General features: G+C 73.0%; 19 protein-coding genes, 1 tRNA gene and 1 riboswitch. Of the genes, 8 read left to right on the plus strand and 12 right to left on the minus strand.

Features of this window, described 5'->3' with window-relative positions; translation table 11 throughout:
• The first annotated feature begins 44 nt into the window (after positions 1 to 44).
• Positions 45 to 118: transfer RNA gene (locus ACZ4WQ_RS43340), tRNA-Lys, on the plus strand.
• Here the strand turns inward: ACZ4WQ_RS43340 and ACZ4WQ_RS43345 are convergent.
• The gene (locus ACZ4WQ_RS43345; RefSeq protein WP_468022887.1) at positions 80 to 1,534 is read right to left on the minus strand and encodes a purine-cytosine permease family protein; all 1,455 of its coding nucleotides are present in this window, start codon (positions 1,532 to 1,534) and stop codon (positions 80 to 82) included. The genes ACZ4WQ_RS43340 and ACZ4WQ_RS43345 overlap by 39 nt on opposite strands.
• Entirely contained in the window at positions 1,531 to 4,707 is a 3,177-nt protein-coding gene (locus ACZ4WQ_RS43350; protein ID WP_468022849.1) for an ATP-binding SpoIIE family protein phosphatase, read from the minus strand. The genes ACZ4WQ_RS43345 and ACZ4WQ_RS43350 overlap by 4 nt, the downstream gene beginning before the upstream one ends.
• Before the next feature lie 236 nt (positions 4,708 to 4,943).
• On the opposite strand from ACZ4WQ_RS43350, the gene ACZ4WQ_RS43355 reads away from it, so the two are divergent.
• From ACZ4WQ_RS43355 to glxA, 3 genes are all read left to right on the plus strand, one after another.
• On the plus strand, positions 4,944 to 5,624 hold the full coding sequence (locus ACZ4WQ_RS43355) for a FadR/GntR family transcriptional regulator (protein WP_358844614.1): 681 nt from the start codon (positions 4,944 to 4,946) through the stop codon (positions 5,622 to 5,624).
• A gap of 212 nt (positions 5,625 to 5,836) precedes the next feature.
• Positions 5,837 to 7,717, plus strand: coding sequence for a glycosyltransferase family 2 protein (locus ACZ4WQ_RS43360; protein WP_398897142.1), 1,881 nt, complete (start codon positions 5,837 to 5,839; stop codon positions 7,715 to 7,717).
• Positions 7,718 to 7,720: 3 nt separating this feature from the next.
• The gene (gene glxA / locus ACZ4WQ_RS43365) at positions 7,721 to 9,679 is read left to right on the plus strand and encodes a radical copper oxidase GlxA (protein ID WP_398897140.1); all 1,959 of its coding nucleotides are present in this window, start codon (positions 7,721 to 7,723) and stop codon (positions 9,677 to 9,679) included.
• Between the two features lie 246 nt (positions 9,680 to 9,925).
• Here glxA and ACZ4WQ_RS43370 read toward each other — a convergent pair whose 3' ends face one another.
• Positions 9,926 to 10,978 carry a glycoside hydrolase family 6 protein gene (locus ACZ4WQ_RS43370; RefSeq protein ID WP_385340369.1) on the minus strand — a complete coding sequence of 351 codons (1,053 nt, stop codon included), beginning with the start codon at positions 10,976 to 10,978 and terminating at the stop codon, positions 9,926 to 9,928.
• Positions 10,979 to 11,183: 205 nt separating this feature from the next.
• Positions 11,184 to 11,319, plus strand: a riboswitch (cobalamin riboswitch).
• Positions 11,320 to 11,356: 37 nt separating this feature from the next.
• On the opposite strand from ACZ4WQ_RS43370, the gene ACZ4WQ_RS43375 reads away from it, so the two are divergent.
• Positions 11,357 to 11,575, plus strand: coding sequence for a CbtB domain-containing protein (locus ACZ4WQ_RS43375; protein ID WP_361187947.1), 219 nt, complete (start codon positions 11,357 to 11,359; stop codon positions 11,573 to 11,575).
• A 15-nt stretch (positions 11,576 to 11,590) separates the two neighbouring features.
• Complete coding sequence (locus tag ACZ4WQ_RS43380; RefSeq protein ID WP_311727281.1) at positions 11,591 to 12,382, plus strand: CbtA family protein; 792 nt, start codon at positions 11,591 to 11,593, stop codon at positions 12,380 to 12,382.
• Positions 12,383 to 12,412: 30 nt separating this feature from the next.
• On the opposite strand, the gene ACZ4WQ_RS43385 is transcribed toward ACZ4WQ_RS43380, so the two are convergent.
• The 3 genes from ACZ4WQ_RS43385 to ACZ4WQ_RS43395 form a co-directional block, all read right to left on the minus strand.
• Positions 12,413 to 13,003: a sortase domain-containing protein gene (locus ACZ4WQ_RS43385; protein WP_361187941.1), complete on the minus strand. Its 591-nt coding sequence runs from the start codon at positions 13,001 to 13,003 to the stop codon at positions 12,413 to 12,415.
• A gap of 5 nt (positions 13,004 to 13,008) precedes the next feature.
• Positions 13,009 to 13,290 carry a hypothetical protein gene (locus tag ACZ4WQ_RS43390; protein WP_398368981.1) on the minus strand — a complete coding sequence of 94 codons (282 nt, stop codon included), beginning with the start codon at positions 13,288 to 13,290 and terminating at the stop codon, positions 13,009 to 13,011.
• A 123-nt stretch (positions 13,291 to 13,413) separates the two neighbouring features.
• Positions 13,414 to 14,193 carry an HAD-IIA family hydrolase gene (locus ACZ4WQ_RS43395; protein WP_311727285.1) on the minus strand — a complete coding sequence of 260 codons (780 nt, stop codon included), beginning with the start codon at positions 14,191 to 14,193 and terminating at the stop codon, positions 13,414 to 13,416.
• Positions 14,194 to 14,449: 256 nt separating this feature from the next.
• On the opposite strand from ACZ4WQ_RS43395, the gene ACZ4WQ_RS43400 reads away from it, so the two are divergent.
• A complete protein-coding gene (locus ACZ4WQ_RS43400; protein WP_311727286.1) occupies positions 14,450 to 14,614 on the plus strand; it encodes an antitoxin in 165 nt (54 codons plus the stop codon).
• Positions 14,615 to 14,629: 15 nt separating this feature from the next.
• On the opposite strand, the gene ACZ4WQ_RS43405 is transcribed toward ACZ4WQ_RS43400, so the two are convergent.
• Positions 14,630 to 15,565 (minus strand): hypothetical protein, encoded by a 936-nt coding sequence (locus tag ACZ4WQ_RS43405; RefSeq protein WP_468022850.1) that lies wholly within the window; start codon positions 15,563 to 15,565, stop codon positions 14,630 to 14,632.
• Between the two features lie 154 nt (positions 15,566 to 15,719).
• Positions 15,720 to 16,928, minus strand: a complete 1,209-nt coding sequence (locus ACZ4WQ_RS43410) for an ROK family transcriptional regulator (protein ID WP_468022888.1) — start codon at positions 16,926 to 16,928, stop codon at positions 15,720 to 15,722.
• Positions 16,929 to 16,995: 67 nt separating this feature from the next.
• Between ACZ4WQ_RS43410 and ACZ4WQ_RS43415 the strand changes: the two genes are divergently transcribed.
• Positions 16,996 to 18,102, plus strand: a complete 1,107-nt coding sequence (locus tag ACZ4WQ_RS43415) for a Gfo/Idh/MocA family protein (protein ID WP_468022851.1) — start codon at positions 16,996 to 16,998, stop codon at positions 18,100 to 18,102.
• Here the strand turns inward: ACZ4WQ_RS43415 and ACZ4WQ_RS43420 are convergent.
• The 4 genes from ACZ4WQ_RS43420 to ACZ4WQ_RS43435 all read right to left on the minus strand — a co-directional run bounded on the left by ACZ4WQ_RS43420 (position 18,089) and on the right by ACZ4WQ_RS43435 (position 21,062).
• Positions 18,089 to 18,946, minus strand: a complete 858-nt coding sequence (locus ACZ4WQ_RS43420) for a fumarylacetoacetate hydrolase family protein (protein WP_358844603.1) — start codon at positions 18,944 to 18,946, stop codon at positions 18,089 to 18,091. The two genes, ACZ4WQ_RS43415 and ACZ4WQ_RS43420, sit on opposite strands and share 14 nt — an antisense overlap.
• Before the next feature lie 109 nt (positions 18,947 to 19,055).
• The gene (locus tag ACZ4WQ_RS43425) at positions 19,056 to 19,781 is read right to left on the minus strand and encodes a YidC/Oxa1 family membrane protein insertase (protein WP_385340361.1); all 726 of its coding nucleotides are present in this window, start codon (positions 19,779 to 19,781) and stop codon (positions 19,056 to 19,058) included.
• Positions 19,782 to 19,867: 86 nt separating this feature from the next.
• Entirely contained in the window at positions 19,868 to 20,194 is a 327-nt protein-coding gene (locus ACZ4WQ_RS43430; RefSeq protein WP_311727293.1) for a DUF6412 domain-containing protein, read from the minus strand.
• Positions 20,195 to 20,234: 40 nt separating this feature from the next.
• Positions 20,235 to 21,062: a class E sortase gene (locus ACZ4WQ_RS43435; RefSeq protein WP_385340357.1), complete on the minus strand. Its 828-nt coding sequence runs from the start codon at positions 21,060 to 21,062 to the stop codon at positions 20,235 to 20,237.
• Positions 21,063 to 21,129: the final 67 nt, after the last annotated feature.

The raw sequence follows: 21,129 nt of genomic DNA on the forward strand, positions 1-21,129 counted from the left end.
TCCGGAGCACCCCGCCAGGTCAGGTAGGATTCAATCGTCAGCAGGCGCCGCTAGCTCAGTTGGTTAGAGCAGCTGACTCTTAATCAGCGGGTCCGGGGTTCGAGTCCCTGGCGGCGCACCTTGGCTTAAGCCACTGACCAGGGGCTTCTCGGTTATCCGAGGGGCCCCTGTCGCATGTCCACAGCGGCGGCAGCCGGTGGAGGGCCAGATAGAGCACCGCGGCCACGGCCGCCGCCACGAACATGCTCAGATCGCCCCAGCCCGGGTGCGCCGCCGCGAGCGGGCCGGTGTACAGCCGCGAACTCCAGAACGGCACGGCCGCCAGCACCCCGCCGGCCCAGGCCACGATCCCCCACTCCAGCACCCGGCCGCGGTCGTACAGCTCACCGACCCGACGGCTGTCGGACCCGCCGCCGCGCAGGTAGTGGAGTATCAGGACGGTGACAAAGGGTGCGATGAAGTACGTAGTGAGATTGAGGAACGAGACGAACTTCGCCTCCGTACCGGCCGCGCCCCACAGCACGACCCAATACGTCAGCAGGCTGACGCAGACCACCGCACCGACCCGGGACACCGGTACGCGCAGCGTCTGGAGGGAAAGCGCGCTGCCGTAGATGTTCAGGAAGTTCTGCGCGAAGGCCGACACCGCGATCGCGATCAGCGCGGGGGCGGCGAACGGCCCGGCCAGCCGGTGCAGTGCCACGATCGGGTCCGCGCCGTGGGCCCCGCTGCCCACCAGGACCCCCACCGTGCCGAGCCAGGAGATGGTGACGAAGTTGCCGAGCCCGGTGTACCAGGCCGCCCGCCGGGCGACCTCCGGGGTGTCCGGCAGATAGCGCGAGTAGTCCGAGGCGAACGGCGCCCAGGCCACCAGAAAGGCCAGGAACCAGCCCGCGAAGGTGATCCAGCCTCCGGCGCCGAGGGATCCGCCCGGGTGCCGGGCGGGATGCGCCGCGCCGCCGCCGCGCACCAGGGCCACCACGGTGATCAGCACGAACAGCGGGGTGAGGACATAGGCCAGCACCCGCTGAAGGCTGTTGATCATGTTGTAGCCGTAGACGCAGACCGCCGCCTGAAGCGCCAGGAGCGCCAGCGCGCACAGCCAGAACGGCACTCCGGTCAGCTCGGCGAAGGCCTTGCCCCCCAGGATCGCGGTGACGGCCGCCCAGCCGATCCCGGCGAACACGTTCACATAGGCCACGGGCAGGAAGTTGCCGTAGTAGCCGAGCGGTCCGCGGGCCTGGACCTGCTGGGGCACCCCGAGCCGCACCCCCATCCGGCTCATCATGGCGACCAGCGCAGATCCGACGAGGGCGCCCAGCAGGATGGCGACGATCGCGGCGCCGAGGCTCAGCCCGAAGCCGGTGGCGGCGAAGCCGAGGACCACGATGGGGAAGTTGAGCCCGGCGGCGAACCAGACGAAGAACTGCGACCGGGGCGTGCCGTGCCGCTCGTGGTCGGGGATATGGCCGGTGCCGAAGGGCTCGACCTTGGCGATCGCGTCCCCGTACACCGGCGCGGCCGGTGCGGTCATCCCAGCGCTCCCGTCTCCTGGGCCGCGGATTCCCGGATTCGGGGTTCCTCCCGGGCCCGGGGGCGGGCGGACGGTATGGCCTGTTCCGTCCAGATGGACTTGCCGTGGGCGGTGTAGCGGGTGCCCCAGCGCTGGGAGAGCGCCGCCACGAGCTGGAGCCCTCGCCCGCCCTCGTCGGTGTCGGCGGCCCGGCGGATCCGGGGCACGGTGGCGCTGCCGTCCGAGACCTCGCAGACCAGCGCCCGGCCCCGGAGCAGCCGCAGCTGGACCGGCCCCTTCGCATGCCGGACGACATTCCCCACCAGCTCGCTGGCCAGCAGCTCGGTGGTCATGACCAGCTCGTCGAGGCCCCAGGCCGCCAGCTGCTCCCGGACGTACTCGCGTGCGTGGCCGGCGGCCACCGGGTTCGCTGGCAGCGGCCAGACGGCGACGTCCTCGGCGGGCAGCCGGTGGAGGCGGGCGATGAGCAGGGCGGTGTCGTCGGCGGTCAGCTGCTGGGCGGGCAGCATGGCGCTGATCAGGACGTCGCAGAGGCGGTCGAGACGCTCGCGGTCCGCGATGGGGTCCGGTGGCGGCCCCGCCGGACCCTCGTCCGTGTGCGGGGTATGCGCCGTGTGCGGGCCGTCGGCCGGGAGACCGGCGAGCCTCCGCCCGAGGCCGCAGGTCAGCACCTGGGAGCACTCGGCGATGCCCCGCTCGATGTCGCGGGTGGCGGACTCCACCAGCCCGTCGGTGTACAGCACCATCAGGCTGTCGCCGGGCAGCCGCAACTCGACGGTGGAGAAGGGGGGCTCGGCGGCGCCCAGGGGCGGGTCGGGCGACAGGTCCAGGCTGTCCACCGACCCGTCCGGACGCACGATGAACGGCGGGGGGTGGCCGGCGCGCGCGAGCGAGCACACGCCGGTGACCGGGTCGTACACGGCGTACAGGCAGGTGGCGTAGGAGTCGTCGCCCAGGTCGCTCACGATGTCGTTCAGATGGGCGAGGACCTCCTCGGGGGGCAGTTCGAGGTCGGCGAGCGTGTGCACGGCGGTGCGCAGCCGGCCCATCGTGGCCGCCTCGGTCAGCCCGTGCCCCATCACATCGCCGATGACCAGGGCCACCCGCTCCGCGGACAGCGGGATGACGTCGTACCAGTCGCCGCCCACGTCGGTGCCGCTGCTGGCGGGCAGATAGCGGACGGCGGCGGTGAAGGCAGCGGACGGGGGCAGGGCCCGGGGCAGCAGCCCGCGCTGGAGCGCCTGGGCGCGGGCGTGCTCGGCGTCGTAGAGCCGCGCGCGGGCCAGGGCCTGGGCGACCATGCCGCTGAGCGCGGTGAGCAGGGTGCGCTCGTCCCCGCTGAGGTGGCGGGGCCAGTCGAAGGAGACCGTGCAGCAGCCGATAGGAGTGCCCGAGACGATCAGCGGCAGCATGGCCCATGCGTTCTTGTGCGCGATCGCGGGGTTCCCGGCAAGGTCGGGGAAGAGCTCTGCGTACTCGTCGGCCGAGGAGATGAAGCGTGGAACGCGCGAGCTGATCAGGTCAGTGACCGGACGGTAGCCGTTCAGCACCGGAACCCCGTCGAGGATGTGGAGGAAGTTCTGCGAATAGCCGACCGATCCGACCACCTGGAGCCGGTCGCCCTCGATCGCCTGGATCAACAGGCCCGAGGCGCCGAACGGCGGCAGGATGTGCGCGGCCACGACATCGACGACATCGCGCGTGGTTACCGCCTCGGCGAGGGCGCTCGTCAGCTCGCTGATCCGCGCCGCCTGCTCGGCGGCGGCGCGCTCGGCGGCCTCACGCCGCGCGGCGCGGGTCCGCCGGTCGGTGACGTCGGTGAGATAGGCCGTCAGCCCGTCGGGGACCGGGACCAGCCGGATGTGGTACCAGCGCTCGTCGGTGGGCCACTGGATGTCGAAACCCGCCGGCCTGCCGTCGGCGGCGGCCTGGCGGCAGCGGCCCTCCAGGCCGGGGACGGTGCCCGCGGGGCCGTCCCAGAGCAGCCGGCCGAGTACGTCCCCGGCGGGGCCGACCAGGCGCTCGGCCTCGACATTGAGGAAGGTGATCCGCCACTCCCGGTTCACGGCCAGGAACCCGTCGCTCATGTACTGGAGCGCCCGGCCGACCGACTCCCGCGCGATCCGGCTCTCCGTGGTGTCCCAGACCCTGCCGATCATGCGGATGGGTTCGCCGTTCTCGTCGAGCTCCAGATGGGCGCGGCTGTGGACCCAGCCGGTGGTTCCGTCGGGGCGGCAGACCCGGTACTCGGCCTCGTAGATGCCGCGGGTCCGCAGCGACTCCTCGGTGGCGGCCATCACGCGCGGCACGTCCTCGGGGTGGACCAGGTCGATCCAGCTCTCGATCCGGTGCTCGTAGTCGTCGGGTATCCCGAGGAGGGTGAGCCCCGCCTGGTCCCAGACCATGTCGCCGGTGCGTATGCCCCACTCCCAGGAGCCGATCTTGACCGCTTCCAGGGCCAGCCGGAGGTCGGATCCGCCCGGCTGCTCCCGCCCCTGTTCCTGCCACCAGGGGTAGCGCTCGGTGTCCAGCGGGGAGGAACGGGCGAGGCGCTCCGCCGCCCAGGCGGCCACCGCCGCGAGGAAGCTCCGCTGTGCGGCGGTCGGCTCGCGGGGGCCGGTGAGCACGGACAGCGCCCCCAGCGGTGCCCCGGGGCCGGACAGCGGGACCGAGGCGACCATGGTGTCCGGGGGCAACCGCCCTCGCGAGAGGCGGACTGCGGCCCCGGGCTCGTCTGACGTGGGCGCATCGCAAGCGGCGGCGTCGGGGACGGGGGGCTCGGGGACGGGGGCGCCGGGGGCCGTAGCGGGCATCCAGACGAACCCGCCGTCCCGCACCGCGCGGACCGGGGCGAGCGAGGCGTCGTCCTCGCGGATCTCCTCCCACTCCCGGAAAGCGGGCCGGGGCAGCCCGGTGGCGAGCACCAGGCGCAGCGCACAGCTCCCCGCCGGCCCGCAGGACCAGTGCACCACTCCCGCCAGGCCGCCGAGCTCCGCCACCGCCTGGTCCAGGGCGTGCTGCACCACCTCGCGGTCCGTGAGCCCCGCGTCGACCGCCGAGAGCAGCGCGAGCCGCTCCTCGCTCCAGGTCCGGGGGCGATCCGTCGCCTTCGCCGCGTGCCACTCCTCCATCGAGACCTCACCCGGTGGCGAGGAGACCGGCTCCCGCACCACCCCGACAGCCGACGGGGGCCCGCGGTGACTGCGCCACGCGAGTCCCCTGGGGAGAACGTAAATGCCCTACTTATGCCAGTAGCGGCATGTATGGCCCATTCCAACACGCTCGGGCGACTTACGGAAGCGCCCCCAGATGGGACGGCCCTGCAAGGGCGCTCGCCGCGGTCCACCCGGCCGCGCGCCCCGCTAAGCTGATCGGATCGGAGGTGGCTGTGGCGGCGCACACTCGCGGCATGGCGAGCGACATCCAGGAGCGCATCAAGCGCCTGATCGTCGACCAGCGGTTGCCCTCCGGCGCCTCGCTGCCGACCGAGACCGAGCTGATGGAGCTGCTCGGCGTCAGCCGCAACTCCGTGCGCGAGGCCCTCAAGGGGCTCCAGGCCATGGGCATCGTCGAGATCCGGCACGGCTTCGGCACCTATGTCGGCCCGATGTCGATGGCTCCGATGATCGAGGGGCTTATCTTCCGCACCGTCGCCGGCCACTACCGCGGCGAGGACAGCCTGCTCCAGCTGCTGGAGCTGCGCGAGGCGGTGGAGACCGGGCTGATCGCGCGGCTGGCCGGGCGGATACCCCAGGCCGACCTGGCCGAGCTGGACGCCCTGGTCGAGCGGATGGAGTCGGAGGCCGCCGAGGGCGCGGTGCGCGCCGAGACCGACCGGGCCTTCCACGCCGCCCTTCACCGCGGGCTGGACAACCGGCTGCTCAGCGAGATGCTGGAGGCGTTCTGGGACGCCTTCCACCGGGTGCGCACCGATCTGGTCGACCGCCACGCCGACCCCAAGATCACCTGTCGGCAGCACCGGGAGATCCTGGAGGCCGTGCGCAGCGGCGATGTCGTACGGGCCGAGGCCGCGGTCCGCGATCACTTCGGCGACATCCGGGAGCGACTGGGCTCTCCGCACCACCCATGACCCGTCACCCATGACCCGTCACGGATGACCCGGCTCCCCGCCGGAAAAGTCCGATTCTCACTGTTGCGTATTGCGCGGTAGTCGTTCTATGTCCGCATGGTCGGTTGCCTCCACTAATGTGCCCGTACGGCCGAGAGGGGCCGTTTCGGGGGAGAGGACACGAGAACGGGCTTCAGGCACGCGACCGGCTTTCGCGTGCGGGGGGAATGACCATGACGTCGACGCCGACCGGCGCCCGGCAGCATTCGTACGATCCGTCCACCACCGAACCGTCCGCGGCCGATCCATCCGCAACGATCCCGCTGCGCATCCCACGGCAGCACCGGGGCCGACCCCCATGGCGCCGGCCCCGGCCGCCGCTGCCGACGTACGACTACGAGCACTACAGCCGGCTCGCCGGCCCGCTCACCCGACCGAATGCCGAAGACGCCGCGAATTCAGCCAAACCGTATCGGGTGCGCTACCGCGGTCTGCTGGCGGACGAGCCGCACCGCATCCGCGCCTCGCTGCTGATCGGCGCCGCGCCCCTGCTCTCGTTGGGGCTGCTGCTGTGGCTGATGCGGCCCGCCCACTGGAGCAGCCGGGAGGGCGTCGGCCCGGTCATGGCCGTCATGGACACGGTGATGCTGGTCTCCATCGGGCTGATCGAGCTGTTCCGCACGCTCAATGTGCTCTCCAACGCGCATGCCACCCTGGTCGCCCGCGACCCGGTCCCGGTGGTGCCCGAGGCCGACACCAGGGTCGCCTTCCTCACCTCCTTCGTGCCCGGCAAGGAGCCGCTGGAGATGGTGACCAGGACCCTGGAGGCGGCGGTGCGCGTGCGCCACCGGGGAGCGCTGCACGTCTGGCTCCTCGACGAGGGCGACGACCCGGCGGTGAAGGCGGTCTGCGCGCGCCTGGGCGTACGCCACTTCAGCCGCAAGGGCGTCGAGAGGTGGAACCGGCCCAAGGGCCCGCACCGCGCCCGGACCAAGCACGGCAACTACAACGCCTGGCTGGACGCCCACGGCGCCGCGTACGACTACTTCGCCTCCGTCGACACCGACCACGTACCGCTCCCCAACTACCTGGAGCGGATGCTCGGCTACTTCCGCGACCCCGACGTGGCCTTCGTGGTCGGCCCGCAGGTCTACGGCAACTACGACACGGCCGTCACCAAGGCCGCCGAGAGCCAGCAGTTCCTCTTCCACGCCCTCATCCAGCGCGCGGGGAACGCCTACGGCGGCCCCATGTTCGTCGGCACCAACAACGCCGTGCGGATCAGCGCGCTCAAGGGCATCGGCGGGCTGTACGACTCGATCACCGAGGACATGGCCACCGGCTTCGAGCTGCACCGCCACCGCAACCCTGCCACCGGCCGCAAGTGGCGCTCCGTCTACACCCCCGACGTGCTCGCGGTCGGCGAGGGCCCGGCCGCCTGGACCGACTTCTTCACCCAGCAGCTGCGCTGGTCGCGGGGCACCTACGAGACGCTCCTCAAGCAGTTCTGGAAGGCGCCGTTCACCCTGCCGCCCGGCAGGCTCCTCAACTACACACTGATGGTGATCTTCTATCCGGCGTCGGCGCTCAACTGGATTCTCGCCGCCCTCAGCTGCGCGCTCTTCCTCGGCTTCGGCGCCGCCGGCCTCCAGATCGACCCCGCCATCTGGATGATGCTCTACGGCAACGCCTCGGCCCTCCAGATCGGCCTGTACGTCTGGAACCGGCGGCACAACGTCTCCCCACACGAGCCGGAGGGCTCCGGGGGCGTGGCCGGCATGGTGATGTCCGCGCTCTCCGCGCCGATCTACGCCCGCTCGCTGATGGACGCCGTGCTGCGCCGCAAGAGCCGGTTCGTGGTGACGCCCAAGGGCGACTCGGCGAGCCCCGACACGCTCTTCGGCACCTTCCGGATTCACCTTTTCTTCCTGGCGGTCTTCGGCGGGTCGCTCGCCTCTTCCTCCTACTTCGGCCACAGTCATCCAGCGATGACCGTTTGGGCATCGCTTGCCCTGGCTGTCACGGCCGCGCCGATCGTCGCCTGGCGGTGGACCGTCCGCCAGGGGAAACGGACCGAGAAGCAGACCGCCGATCCATCCCTTGGGGGACGATAAGACGTGAAGTACCGACCGAGTCGCCGCACCCGCCGCTTCGGGATCGGTGCGGCGGCTGTGTTCGTGCTGGCCGGAATGAACGGACCGGCCCTCTACCGGTTCAGCTCGGACAAATACCAGCGATACAAGATCAACCAACCGGAGTACAAGGCCAGGAACGGCCACTGGGCCGTGGTGAACATCCCCGAGGAATACCGGATCAACACGATCCACGCCGCCCTGCTGCACACCGGCAAGGTGCTGCTGGTCGCCGGCTCGGGCAACAACGCCAAGAACTTCGCCGCCAAGTCCTTCCGGAGTGTCCTGTGGGACCCGGAGACCAACACCTTCAAGAACATCCCCACCCCCGAAGACCTCTTCTGCGCCGGACACTCCCAGCTGCCGGACGGAAAGCTGCTGGTGGCGGGCGGCACCCAGCGCTACGAGAAGCTCAAGGGCGATGTCGAGAAGGCCGGCGGCCTGATGTTCGTCCACAACGAGAACCCGGACAAGCCGAAGACCTTCCCGTCGGGCACCCGCTTCACCGGCAAGGAGAACGGCAAGACCTTCGAGTCCAAGGACCCGGTCCTGGTCCCGCGCGCCAAGAAGACCCAGAACGACAAGACCGGCAAGGTCACCGTGACCGCCAGCACCGCCCGGGTCTATGTGGAGGCGCTGCGCAAGGGAGCGCGCTACCAGACCGGCACCGAGGACAACTACCGGATCGCGGGGCTGCGGGGCAAGGACCGGCAGAACTTCTACGGCATCGCGCAGAAGCTGTCCTTCGACAAGAAGGACTTCCAGGGCATCAGGGATGCCTACGAGTTCGACCCCGTCGCCGAGCGGTATGTGCCCGTCGACCCGATGAACGAGGCCCGCTGGTACCCGACCCTGACCACCCTTCAGGACGGCCGGGTGCTCTCGGTCTCCGGCCTGGACGAGATCGGCCAGGTCGTGCCGGGGAAGAACGAGGTCTACGATCCCAAGGCCAAGAAGTGGAAGTACCTGCCCAAGAAGCGGTTCTTCCCCACCTACCCGGCGCTGTTCCTCGCCGAGGGCGGCAAGATCTTCTACACCGGCTCCAACGCCGGCTACGGCCCCGCCGACAAGGGCCGCACCCCCGGCCTCTGGGACCTGAAGACCAACGCGTTCAAGGCCGTGCCCGGCATCAGCGACCCGGACGCCCTGGAGACGTCGATGTCCGTGCTGCTGCCCCCGGCCCAGCGGCAGCGGTACATGGTGCTCGGCGGCGGCGGGGTCGGCGAGGACCCCAAGTCCACCGCGAAGACCCGCATCGTCGATCTGAGCGAGGACCGGCCGCGCTTCCACGACGGGCCGAAGCTCTACTCCGAGGTCCGCTACCCCAGCAGTGTCATCCTCCCGGACGACACCGTCCTGACCACCAACGGCTCGGGCGACTACCGGGGGCGGGACGGCAGCAATGTGCTGCGGGCCGAGATCTACGACGCCAGGAGCAACACCGCGCGCGGCGTGGCCGACCCGCTGGTGGGCCGCAACTACCACTCCGGGGCGCTGCTGCTGCCCGACGGACGGGTGATGACCTTCGGCTCCGACTCGCTGTTCGGCGACGACGCCAACACCAAGCCGGGGACGTTCCAGCAGCAGATCGATCTCTACACCCCTCCCTATCTGTTCCGCGACGCACGGCCCAAGCTGACCGACACCGCGCCCCGGACCCTCAAGCGCGGGGCGAAGGCCACCTACCGCACCCCGCACGCGTCGGCGATCGAGCAGGTGCGGCTGATCCGGCCCGGCTCCTTCACCCATGTGACCAATGTCGAGCAGCGGTCGATCGCGCTGGACTTCGTCAGGAGCAAGGACAGCGTCACGGTGCGGATCCCGAAGGACTCGTCGCTGGTCCCGCCGGGGTGGTACATGCTCACGGCGGCGGACGAGGAGGGGACTCCGTCGAAGGCGGTGTGGGTGAAGGTGCCCGCCTCGAAGGACACCCCCGAACCCTGACCGCCCCGATCCCCCGCCCGACAGCCGCGGCGCGGTGACTACGGGGCCGCCTGCGGCTGGATACTCCCCTTACCCGCCCCTTCCCGTAACCAAGGGCTTCGCCCCTGGACCCCGGGGGCCGGGGCAGTGCCCCCCCACTTGGCGGAGCCGCATATCGATGCCGCGGGAAGGGGCGGGTAAGGGGACAGCGCCGATATGCGGCTCCGCCGTGTGGCCGCGGGGACACGCCCAAGGCGGGCGTGATGACTATTTCGCGTTGCGCGCCAGGTCGAGGGCGTACCGCGGCCACCATCGGCCGGCGTGCGGGCCGCCCTTGCAGGTGCCGTCCGACTCGCCCGGACGCTTGATCCACAGATACGCGGCGACCGCGGCGTCGCCCGTGCGGACCGTGGGCGTCTCGCCCAGCGCCCGCCCCTTGGGGTTGCACCAGGCCTCGGGGTCCTCCTTGCCCGGCACCGGCCCCTTGCCGTTGCGGCTGGTGTCGATCACGAAGGGCTTTCCGCCGACCAGGGCGGAGAGCTTCCTGCCGTACACCTTGTTGTCCGCGGTGGTCTGATAGTTGGCGATGTTGAGCGCGAAGCCGTCGGCCTTCTTCAGCCCGGCGCGCCGCAGCGGCTCGGCCATCCGGCGCGGATCCTTGATCCAGTGCGGATTCCCCGCGTCCAGATAGACCTTGGTGCGGGGCAGCCCCTTGAGCTTGTCCACAGCCCCGGTCAGCAGGTCGTAACGCTCCTCGAGGAACCGCCTGGGCGTGCAGCCGTCCACCGCGTGGGGCAGTGCGTCCGGCTCCAGGATGACCGTGGCGGCCCGGTCGCCGATGCCCCTGACCGCCTTGTCCAGCCAGGCGCGATACGCGTTGCCGTCGGCGGCGCCGCCCTTCGAGTACTGGCCGCAGTCGCGGTGCGGGATGTTGTAGAAGACCAGCAGCGCGTCACGCTCCTCCGACACGGCGGCCTCGGTGAACCCCCGCGCCTGGCCCTCCGGGTCGTCCACCCCCAGCCACTCCGCGACCGGCTGCGCGGCGATCTTCTGTATCAGCTTCGCCTCGCCGGTCTCCCCCTTCCTGCGGTACTCGGCGACCTGCCGGGCCGCGGCGCCGTCCGGGTTCACCCAATACGGCACGACATTCCGGGGCCGCTGTGCGGGCCTCGCCGCCGCGATCGCCTCCTCCTCGCGATCGGAACGCCCGGAACCCGACGAGCCGAAGCAGCCGGAGAGCGTCACGAGCGACAGCAGCGCCCCCACCGCCGCCCCGGCACGGACAGATCCTCGCCGACGGCCGGTGTAACTCCCGTACATCCACTCCCCCTTGGGTGCACGCTCCGGGGGACACCCCTCAGGCCCCCGGCAGGACAAGACCGGTCGAAACCATGCTTACACACCACACCGGCCCTCACGGGGTTATCCACAGCCCTTTGCGTGAATTCGCCCGTACGGCGCGAAGCGGCCCCTCCGGGACCGGTTGACAGGTACCCGTCCGCCTGGGACTCTCCGATGCGACAAGTCAACACAACGAGACGACGGTGTACAGGAACCCGGTGCGAATCCGGGACGGTCCCGCCACTGTGACCAGGAGTCGGCGCGCGCGAACGGCGCCGCACTTCCGGGAGTCAGGAACTGGCCGTCGTTCTCCTTCCTGCTGAGGGGCGTGGAAACCCCACTAGGAGGCAACAGCGGATGTCCCTGCACACGGCACGGCACACCGACCCCGCGGCCGTCTCGGCCGCCACCGCCCACACCCGCGACTGGCTGATCGCGGCCGGCGCGGTCATCCTCGCTCTCATCGCCCTGTACGCGGTCTTCATCGACAACGGCTCGCTGATCTCGGCGACGGGCGACTATCTGCACGAGTTCTCGCACGACGGCCGGCACCTCTTCGGTGCCCCCTGCCACTGACGGGTCCGGCACCCCATGGCAGACGGTCACGTTCCCGTACTCCCCCTGCTCCGGCGTGGCCTGGCGGCGGGCGCCCTCGCGGGCCTCGCCACCGGGCTGTTCTCCCTGCTGCTGGCCGAGCCCCTGATGGACCGCGCCATCCGGCTGGAGGAAAAACGCCAGGAGAGCGAGCATTCGCACGCCGCCGCGGCCGCGGCGGTCACCCACCACGAGGAGCTGTTCTCCCGCTCCACCCAGCACTTCGGCCTCGTCGTCACCGCCGTGGTCGTCGGGCTGGCGCTCGGCGTCTTCTTCGCGGTCGCGCACGCGCTCGTCCACCGCGGATCCGACACCTCCGCACGCCCCTGGCCCCGCGCGCTCACCCTCGCGGCGGCGGGCTTCACCGGCCTCTCGCTCCTGCCAGGCCTGCGCTACCCGGCCAACCCGCCGGGCGTCGGCGACGCGGGCACGGTCGGCGACCGCCAGGCGATGTGGCTCGCCGCGGTGGCGATCGGCGTGCTCGGCATGGTGCTCGCCCGGCTGGTGCACGTCCGGCTGACGGCGGCGGGCCGCGGTCCCGCCGTGGCCCAGACGGCGGTCGCCGCGACCGTCGTCGCGGTGCTCCTCGCCCTGTTCGCCCTCCCCGACAACCCCGACCCGGTCCCCGTCGAGTCCACACTGCTCTGGGACTTCCGGATGCTCTCGTTCGCCTCGCACGCGGTGATGTGGGCGGTCCTCGGCGCCACGTTCGGCGCCCTCGGCCTCCGCGCCCTGCGCGAGCGCGGCACGACGACTCACCGGCCGGACCCGGTCCCGACCGCGGCGTAACCCTCGGGCCCGGTGGGCGGGCTTCCCCGCCTACCGGCTCCCCGTCAGATACGCCGACACCACCACCGTTCCGCCGCGCGCCCCGCCGCCCGCGAGCAGCCGCAGCTCCGCGCGGCCCCCGGCCCGCGCCGCGTACACCCGCCGCGCGTCGAACCGCGTGGCGGTGACCATCGCGACGTCCTCGACCGTGAACTCGGCCACCGTCCCGTCCGCCCGGGACACCCGCACCGCGTCGCCGCGCCTGACCCCGCCGAGGCGGCGGAGGACCCCCGCGTCGGCCGGCCCGACCAGCACCGCCGCCCCCGAGGCGCCCGGCCGCGCCCCCATCCCGTACCAGCCCCCGCTCCCGTCCCGGCCCTGGCCGGCGACCGGCGCCGCGATCCCCGCCGACTCGACGACGACGCGCCGCGCCGCCGCGGCCGGCAGCGGGTGCCACGCTCTGGGCAGCGGATGCGTGGGCGGGCGCCCCACGGCCGCCACATCCCCCGTCAACGGCACCGCTCCGCCCAGGCCCTCCGCCGCGTCATGGCCCCACAGCCACAGTCCGAGCAGCAGCGCCGCCCAGGCCACCCCCGCGATCGCCCTCGCCCGGCCGACGCCGCCGGGGCGCTTCCCGTACACCGCCGTCAGCCCGACGCCGCGGCGACCGGGCGACGGCGGCGCCGCACCGCCATCCCGGCGACGGCCAGCGCCGTGACTCCGGAGAGCACCAGGCCGTACGCCTCGGCCCCGCCGAGGCCGCGGCGCGCCGCGTCGTCGGCCGGGGCGAGGTCCGAGTGGGCGCGGTGGACATGGCCGGGGCGTGCGGGGGCGGCGTCCTCCTGGTCCGCGACGGCGGGGCCGGCGATGGCCAGGACCACCGCCGCCGCACAGACGGCCATACGGAGCGTGAGGGCGAGCGGGCGCATGGTGAAACCTCCTGATACCACCGAGGCTCACGCGCACCGCCGGAAGCCGCATCCGCTGCGGCCCCCGGCTGCTCCGTACGGGTCAGACGCGCTCCGGTACGTTGCGGCGCGTTCCGGCGGGCGTCAGATCCGCTCGACCAGGTCCGCGATGGAGTTCACGACCGTGGACGGCCGGAAGGGGTGCCGGTCGATCTCATCGGGCTGGGTGACCCCCGTGAGCACCAGGAAGGTCTCCATGCCCGCCTCGAGACCGGCCAGCACATCGGTGTCCATCCGGTCGCCGATCATGGCGCTGCTCTCGGAGTGCGCGCCGATCGCGTTCAGCCCGGCCCGCATCATGAGGGGGTTCGGCTTGCCGACGAAGTACGGCTCGGCCCCCGTCGCCTTGGTGATCAGCGCGGCCACGGAACCGGTCGCGGGCAGCGCGCCCTCCGCGGAGGGCCCGGTCTCGTCGGGGTTGGTGGCGATGAAGCGGGCGCCGTTGTCGATCAGGCGGATGGCCTTGGTGAGCGCCTCGAAGCTGTACGTACGGGTCTCGCCGAGCACCACGTAGTCCGGCTCGACGTCGGTGAGGACGTAGCCGATGTCGTGCAGGGCCGTGGTCAGCCCCGCCTCGCCGATCACATACGCCGTGCCGCCGGGCCGCTGGTCGTCCAGGAACTGCGCGGTGGCCAGCGCGGACGTCCAGATGTTGGCGACCGGCACGTCGAGGCCGATCCTGGACAGCCGGGCGTGCAGATCGCGCGGGGTGTAGATGGAGTTGTTGGTGAGCACGAGGAAGGGCTTGCCGGACTCGCGCAGCCGCTTGATGAAGGCATCGGCCCCGGGCACCGGGATGCCCTCGTGCATCAACACCCCGTCCATGTCGGTGAGCCAGGACTCGATCGGCTTGCGCTCTGCCATTGCGGACTCTCCTGCCATGCGCCAGTAACGCGTGAGTGGGGACACCGGCCGCGCCACTGCGAGCGGTGCCGACGAGCCAAGCGTAGTCAGCCGGGCCCGGAGCGGACCGCCCCGGTCCCCTTCTGACCTCGGCAGACCCGCCCGCGGGGGCCGCGGCGGGCGGCCCGGCGCGACAGGGCCGGGCGGGCGGCCGATCCTGTTGGTGAGGGGCCGCGTTCCGACGGGCCTCTTCCGCTCCCCCGCGAAGGAGATTCAGATGGGCATCAAGGACAAGCTCAAGGAAGCGATCAACAAGGGCCAGGAGCGGGCGCGGCACGCCCCGCGCAAGAGCGGCAAGGGCGCCGCCGACCAGCCCCGGAGCAGCGCGGAGAAGCTGGACGAGGAGATGCGCCGCCGGGGCGGGCCGCCCCGCGGGCAGTAGCGGCCGCGCCGCGCCTCACCGCCTCAGCCGCCGGGCCTTGACCAGCAGCGCGGTGCCGGTGAGGACGAGCGCGCCGCTGACGACGGCGAGCCGGAGGAGCACGGGGCCCCGGCCCGTCGCGGCGAGTTCCGGCGGCAGATGGTCGCGACTGCTGCCCTCGCCGCGCGGGCCGGTGCCGCCGGAGGCCTCCTCGCGGGTGCCCACGGTGCGCCCGTCGGCGCCGGTCCTCTGATCGGCGCCGGGCTCGCGGTCGGCAGGGGGCCCGTCGGTGCGGGGCGCGCCGGTACGGGCCCCCTCCGTCTCGCCCGTCTCGCCCGTCTCCTCCGCCCCCGCGCCCCTCGCGTCCCTCGCGCCCTCGACGCTGAAGTCGTAGTCGTCGGACTGGCCGACCCAGTCCCCGTCGTCCGCGCGGCGCTGCATGGTGATGACGTTCGCGGTGACGGGGCCGGCCGGGGCGGCGCCGGTGAAGCGGGACCGCACCGCCACCTTCACGCTCCCGTGCGCGGGGACGGTGAACCCCTGGAAGGGGACGTCGAAGACCCCGATGTTCTCGTCCTCGTCGGTGATCTCGAAGGAGACGGGCCGCCATCTGCCGCCCTCGTCGGGGTCCAGGAACTCCATCCGGATGTGGCGGGGCCGCAGCGCGTGCCCGCGGTCGACGAGGATCGCGATGGGGTGGATGGCGCGGCACTCGGCGCCCGTGGTGTTGCTCAGCTCCAGGTGCCAGGCGCGCCAGCCGCCGCCCCGCGCGTACCGGGCCGGCCCACCGTACAGCCGGGCGTCGATCGGGAAGTCGGCGCTCCCCCGCCGCCCGCAGAAGGGCACGGACGCGGACTCCGGCACGGACGCGGCGGCTTCCGGGGCGGGCCCGCACCACAGGACCGGCGAGGCGAGCGCGAGCACGGCGGCGGACTGGGCGGCTCGGACGGCGAGGGTGGAGGGCGAGCGCATGGGCGACCTCTGCGGCGGTGGTTTCCCGAGTGCCCTGCTGCATTCCACCCCGGGCGAGCGACACGCGGCGGCCCGGGCGGATTACCTCCGTTCGGCGGTCGGCGATTCCCCCGTTCAGCCCATCGCACCGTCCCCCTTTCAGATCATCGGCCGGTCACCCCACCGCGAACAATGGCGCCAGCACCAGCTGTGCCGCGCCCTCCACGACCGCCCCGCCTCCCCGGCCGACCACCTCCACCGGGACCGTACGCCCGCCCGCCCGCGCCGCGTCCGCGGCGAGCGTCTCGGCGACGCCGCGCGCGTACGGCTCGGGCGCGGCCAGCACGACGCGGCCGCCGAGCAGCACCCGGTCGATGTCGAGCAGCCGTACGAGGTTGGCGGCGCCGACGCCGAGCAGGCGCGCCGCCCGGGCCGGGTCGCCGTCCGCGACCGCGGCCAGGCACAGCGCCTCCAGGCAGCCGCGGTTGCCGCAGCCGCAGGGCGGCCCGTCCAGCTGGATCACCTGGTGTCCGAACTCCCCGGCGCCGGTGCGGGCCCCTCGGTGGACGGCCCCGCCGAGGACGAGACCGGCGCCCAGCCCGGTGCCGAGGTGCAGATACGCGAACGACTCGGGCGCCAACGCGCCGGGCGCGAACGACCCGGCGGCGGACCGCTGCCGGGCGCGGCCCACGGTGAGCCCCAGGGCGGCGGCGTTGGTGTCCTTGTCGAGGACGACGGGCAGGCCGAGCCGCGCGGCGAGCGCGTCCCGCAGCGGGAGCCCGTCCCAGTGGGGGAAGCCGGTGACGCGGCGCAGCACCCCGGAGCCGTGGTCGAGCGGTCCGGGCGCGGCGACCCCGACCCCGAGCAGCCCGTCGCGGCCGCCGTCGGCCCCGGCGAGCAGCGCCTCGACCTCGTCGGCGGCCACGGCGACCGCCTCCGCGGCCCCCGCGCCGAAGTCGAAGGGGGCCGTGCGCCGGGCGATCGGCGCGCCCGCGAGGTCGACCAGGACGGCCGTCAGCTCATCGCGGTCCAGATGCAGCCCGACCGCCCGCCGCGCGCCCGGGACCAGCCGCAGGACCGCGGGCGGCTTGCCGCCGGTGGACGCCCGGCGGCCCGCCTCGGCGGCCAGCCCGTCCGCCCGCAGCCGGGCCGTGATCTTGCTGACGGCCTGCGGGGTCAGCCCGGTCTGCGCGGCCAGCTCGAGCCGGCTGACCCCGCCCTCGCCCGCGTCGCGCAGCAGGCCGAGGACGAGGGCCGCGTTGTGCCCGCGCAGAGCGGACAGATTGGCTCCCGGCCCGGGGTTGGCTCCCGGCCCAGAGTTGGCTCCCGGCCCGGGGTTGGCTCCGGGCCCGGGTTCGGCTCCGGGCCCGGCCGCCGAGGACATCGCGCTGTTCACGGCACCATTGTGGCCCGCGCTTGCGCTTCCGCAACACTGTTGTCAAAGTGGTTCCATGGCTGACACCGGCACCGGCACCCCTGGCTCCACCCCCGCGCGCGTCGCCCTCATCGGCTTCGGTCTGGCGGGCTCCGTCTTCCACGCCCCCCTCATCGCCGCCACCGACGGCCTCGTCCTCGACACCGTGGTCACCTCCAGCCCGGAGCGGCAGCGGCAGGCCGCCGACGAGTACCCCGGGGTGCGCCTCGCCGACTCCGCCGACGAGCTGTGGGCGCGCGCCGGCGAGCTGGACCTGGTCGTCATCGCCTCCCCCAACCGCACCCACGTCCCCCTCGCCCGCGCCGCCCTGGAGGCCGGGCTGCCGGTCGTCGTCGACAAGCCGCTCGCCGCCACCACCGCCGAGGCCGAGGACCTGGCCGCGCTCGCCGAGCGCCGCGGCCTGCTGCTGAGCGTCTTCCAGAACCGCCGCTGGGACAACGACTTCCGCACGCTCCGCAAGCTGCTCGCCGAGGGCGCGCTCGGCGAGGTGCAGCGCTTCGAGTCCCGCTTCGAGCGCTGGCGCCCCCAGCTCAAGGGCGGCTGGCGCGAGTCCGGCGACCCGGCCGAAGTCGGCGGGCTGCTGTACGACCTGGGCAGCCACCTCGTCGACCAGGCGCTCACCCTCTTCGGGCCGGTCACCTCCGTCTACGCCGAGGTCGATGTGCGCCGCCCCGGTGCCCGCACCGACGACGACACCTTCATCGCCCTCACCCACGCCGGCGGCGTCCGCTCCCATCTGTGGATGAGCGCGATCACCGCCCAGCTCGGCCCGCGCTTCCGGGTCCTGGGGAGCCAGGCGGGCTATGTGAAGTACGGCCTCGACCCCCAGGAGACCGCCCTGCGCGAGGGCCTGCGCCCCGGCACCGGCACCCCCTGGGGCGCCGAGCCCGAGGCCGCCTGGGGCCGGCTGGGCGCGGGGGAATCACCCCTGACCGGCGGCGGCCTGCCCGTGCCGACCCTCCCGGGCGACTACCCCGCGTACTACCGAGCCGTCGCCACCGCACTCCGCGACGGCACCGCCCCGCCGGTCACCGCCGCCGAGGCCGCGGCCGCCCTCCGCGTCCTGGAGGCGGCCCGCACCTCGGCAGCGGAGGGCCGGGCGGTCCGGATCACGCGTCCTTGAACTCCTGGCGCTGCCGCCCCAGCCCGTCGATCTCCAGCTCGACGACGTCCCCGGCCCGCAGATACGGCTTGGGGTCCGGCTGTCCCAGGGCCACGCCCGCCGGGGTGCCGGTGTTGATGACGTCGCCCGGGTAGAGGGTCATGAACTGGCTGAGGTAGCGGACCACCTGGGCCACCGGGAAGATCTGGTCCGCCGTGGTGCCGTCCTGCTTCAGCTCGCCGTTCACCCACAGCCGCAGGGCCAGAGCCTGGGGGTCGGGGATCTCGTCGGCGGTGACCAGCCAGGGGCCGAGGGGGTTGAAGGTCTCACAGTTCTTGCCCTTGTCCCACTGACCGCCGCGCTCGATCTGGAACGCGCGCTCCGAGACGTCATGGGCGATGGCGTAGCCCGCGACCGAGGCGAGGGCCTCCTCGTCGGACTCGAGGTAGCGGGCCGTGCGCCCGATGACCACGGCCAGCTCCACCTCCCAGTCGGTCTTCTCGCTGCCACGCGGCACCAGGACCGTGTCCTCGGGGCCGACGACCGTGTCCGGGGCCTTCATGAAGAGGATGGGCTCCTCGGGGATCGCGGCACCGGTCTCCGTGGCGTGGTCGTGGTAGTTCAGCCCGATGCACACGATCTTGCCGATCCGGCCCAGCGGCGGGCCGATCCGGGAGTCCCCGGCGTCCAGCGCGGGCAGTTCCCCGGCCGCGACGGCCTCGCGGATCCGGGCGAGCGCCGCCCCGTCGGCGAGCAGAGTCCCGTCGATGTCATTGACCAGGCCCGACAGATCGCGCGGGGTGCCCGTCTCGTCGAGCACCGCCGGGCGTTCGGCCCCAGCGGGTCCGACACGCAGCAGCTTCATCCTGTTGACTCCCGTCAGTCGAGGGGGCGGTCCTGGCCGGTCGATCCTCCAAGAGCGCCGTCCGCTCCGCAAGACTCCGTTCACCTACTGGACCGTCACCAGCGGACCGTCACCTGCGGGACCGCTCCTTCACCGGCTCGCCGCTCCCCCGGACCGTGCGGTGCAGCAGCGCCCGTTCGACCGCCGTCCAGGTCGTGCTGGTGGCCAGGTAAAGACCCGCCGCGAGCGGCACCACGGCGGCGGTGACCAGGGTGCCGAACGACAGCAGGGGCAGCACCTTGGCCGCACCCGCCGCCATCCCGGCGCCCACCGGCCGGGCGTCCGCCGCGGCCTTCCGCGCGCGCAGGTACGTCCAGGTCGCGACCGCCGCGATCAGCGCGAACAGCGCGAGGTAGACCGGCCCGTGCGGCCCGGTCAGGTCCCCGCCCCACCGGCCGCCCAGCGGCGCGCCCGCCAGGGTGTGGTCCAGGAGGTCTCCGGCGCCGCTGCCGGTGGAGAACACGTGGTACATCACGAAGAAGACGGGCAGCTGAAGGAGCATCGGCAGACAGCCCGCGACCGGGGAGACCGACTCCTTCTCGTACAGCTCGGCCATGGCGCGCCGCAGCCGCTCCGGATCGCGCTTGTGGCGGCGGTTCAGCTCGGCCATCTTGGGCGCGAGCGCGGCCCGCGCCTTCTCGCCGCGCGCGGCCGCGCGGGCCAGCGGATGGAGCGCGGCGCGCACGCACAGCGTGAACAGGACGACCGCGGCGGCCGTCGCGGACGCCCCGAAGAACGGTGCGAGACAGTCGGCGAGCCGGGTCAGCAGCGTGCCCAGCGCGGCGAAAACAGACATGGGGAAGCCCTCCACAGGGTCTCGTCAGTCGAATGAGTCGGCGTGACGAGCCGCGTGGGCTCCGGCGATGAAGCTACGGGGAGAAGCTACGGGGAGAGGAGCGCCTGCGCGGCCGTCGGCAGGCGACGGCCGGGCGCTCGCGGCCGCGGCCGGCCGGAGGCGTCGGGATCCCGCTGGGCCAGGAACGCGGTGCGGCGCTCCCGGTCCCGTATCGCGGTGCGTATTCGCCCCGGCGGAAGCGGGGCGAGACAGCGCGCGGCCAGCAGCGCGCAGGTCAGCAGCGCGGCCGCGAGCGCGGCGGTCGCAGCGAGGGCGACGGCGCTGAGCAGGCCGGTGTGGGTGAGGAGCGATCCGGTCAGCAGGAACAGGAGCACGCCGAGGTGCATCCGCGCCACTTCAACGCGATGGACCATCAGCCTCCCCCGCCCTTCGGTTACTTCACTCTCGACGAGTCTAATCGCCGCCACCGACAGTGCGGGGCTCGGCCGCCTTCAGCCGGCCCCAGACCACCAGCCGGTACCGGGAGGTGTACTCCGGGGTGCAGGTCGTCAGCGTGATGTAGTGGCCAGGCTCGGTGTAGCGGTAGCGCGGATGCGTCGAGCTGTACGGCACCGCCGCGACGACCGTGCCGTCGGAGGGCGAGGTGCGCGCCAGGGTCCGCTCGACGACGTACGTATAGCGCGCGCCCGCGACCTCGACGCGGACCGTGTCGCCCGGGCGCACCTCGTCGAGGTGGCGGAACGGCTCGCCATGCGTGTTGCGGTGGCCCGCGAGCGCGAAGTTGCCCGCCTGCCCCGGCTGCGCGGTCTTCGGGTAGTGGCCCACGTACCCCTTGTTGAGCACCCCGGCCCTGCTGATGCCCTCGGCCACGGGGGCGGTCAGCCCGATGCGCGGGATGCGCAGCACGGCGTACGCCTGGTCCGGGCGCGGGGCCCGGTTTCCGGCGGCCGCCGGGGAGGTGCGGGCCGCCCCGCGGCCGGAGTCCGGAGCACCCGCCCCGGGCGAGGCCCCGTCCGGGGAGCCGCCGGAGGGGTCCTCGGCCGAGCCGTCCCCGGCCCCCGCCTCCGCCCCGCTCCGCCACTGCCGCTCCAGCGCGGCCACTTCCCGCTGAGCGCCCTCCCGCGCCTGCCGGTTGGTCCACCACAGCTGGTGGACGACGAAGAGCAGCATGACAAGACCGAGGGTGACGGTGAGTTCCGCCCCGGTCCACAGGACCCGCGCCAGGACGGCCCGCCGCGGGCGCCGCCCCCGCACGACCACCGGTAACCGCTGCCGTCGCACGCCGACCTCCCTCCGGTCGGGGCACGATAGGCCCTGCGGCCCGCACTCTCCATAGCGAGGCGCGCGG

This window comes from Streptomyces sp. NPDC028305, from assembly GCF_055569495.1.

Excerpts from the sequence above, each read along its gene's own strand:
- ACZ4WQ_RS43345 (WP_468022887.1), bottom strand. The coding sequence starts at position 1,534 with ATGACCGCACCGGCCGCGCCGGTGTACGGGGACGCGATCGCCAAGGTC.
- ACZ4WQ_RS43355 (WP_358844614.1), top strand. The coding sequence starts at position 4,944 with ATGGCGAGCGACATCCAGGAGCGCATCAAGCGCCTGATCGTCGACCAG.
- ACZ4WQ_RS43360 (WP_398897142.1), top strand. The coding sequence starts at position 5,837 with ATGACGTCGACGCCGACCGGCGCCCGGCAGCATTCGTACGATCCGTCC.
- ACZ4WQ_RS43370 (WP_385340369.1), bottom strand. The coding sequence starts at position 10,978 with ATGTACGGGAGTTACACCGGCCGTCGGCGAGGATCTGTCCGTGCCGGG.
- ACZ4WQ_RS43375 (WP_361187947.1), top strand. The coding sequence starts at position 11,357 with ATGTCCCTGCACACGGCACGGCACACCGACCCCGCGGCCGTCTCGGCC.
- ACZ4WQ_RS43380 (WP_311727281.1), top strand. The coding sequence starts at position 11,591 with ATGGCAGACGGTCACGTTCCCGTACTCCCCCTGCTCCGGCGTGGCCTG.
- ACZ4WQ_RS43390 (WP_398368981.1), bottom strand. The coding sequence starts at position 13,290 with ATGCGCCCGCTCGCCCTCACGCTCCGTATGGCCGTCTGTGCGGCGGCG.
- ACZ4WQ_RS43395 (WP_311727285.1), bottom strand. The coding sequence starts at position 14,193 with ATGGCAGAGCGCAAGCCGATCGAGTCCTGGCTCACCGACATGGACGGG.
- ACZ4WQ_RS43400 (WP_311727286.1), top strand. The coding sequence starts at position 14,450 with ATGGGCATCAAGGACAAGCTCAAGGAAGCGATCAACAAGGGCCAGGAG.
- ACZ4WQ_RS43405 (WP_468022850.1), bottom strand. The coding sequence starts at position 15,565 with ATGCGCTCGCCCTCCACCCTCGCCGTCCGAGCCGCCCAGTCCGCCGCC.
- ACZ4WQ_RS43410 (WP_468022888.1), bottom strand. The coding sequence starts at position 16,928 with ATGTCCTCGGCGGCCGGGCCCGGAGCCGAACCCGGGCCCGGAGCCAAC.
- ACZ4WQ_RS43415 (WP_468022851.1), top strand. The coding sequence starts at position 16,996 with ATGGCTGACACCGGCACCGGCACCCCTGGCTCCACCCCCGCGCGCGTC.
- ACZ4WQ_RS43420 (WP_358844603.1), bottom strand. The coding sequence starts at position 18,946 with ATGAAGCTGCTGCGTGTCGGACCCGCTGGGGCCGAACGCCCGGCGGTG.
- ACZ4WQ_RS43425 (WP_385340361.1), bottom strand. The coding sequence starts at position 19,781 with ATGTCTGTTTTCGCCGCGCTGGGCACGCTGCTGACCCGGCTCGCCGAC.
- ACZ4WQ_RS43430 (WP_311727293.1), bottom strand. The coding sequence starts at position 20,194 with ATGGTCCATCGCGTTGAAGTGGCGCGGATGCACCTCGGCGTGCTCCTG.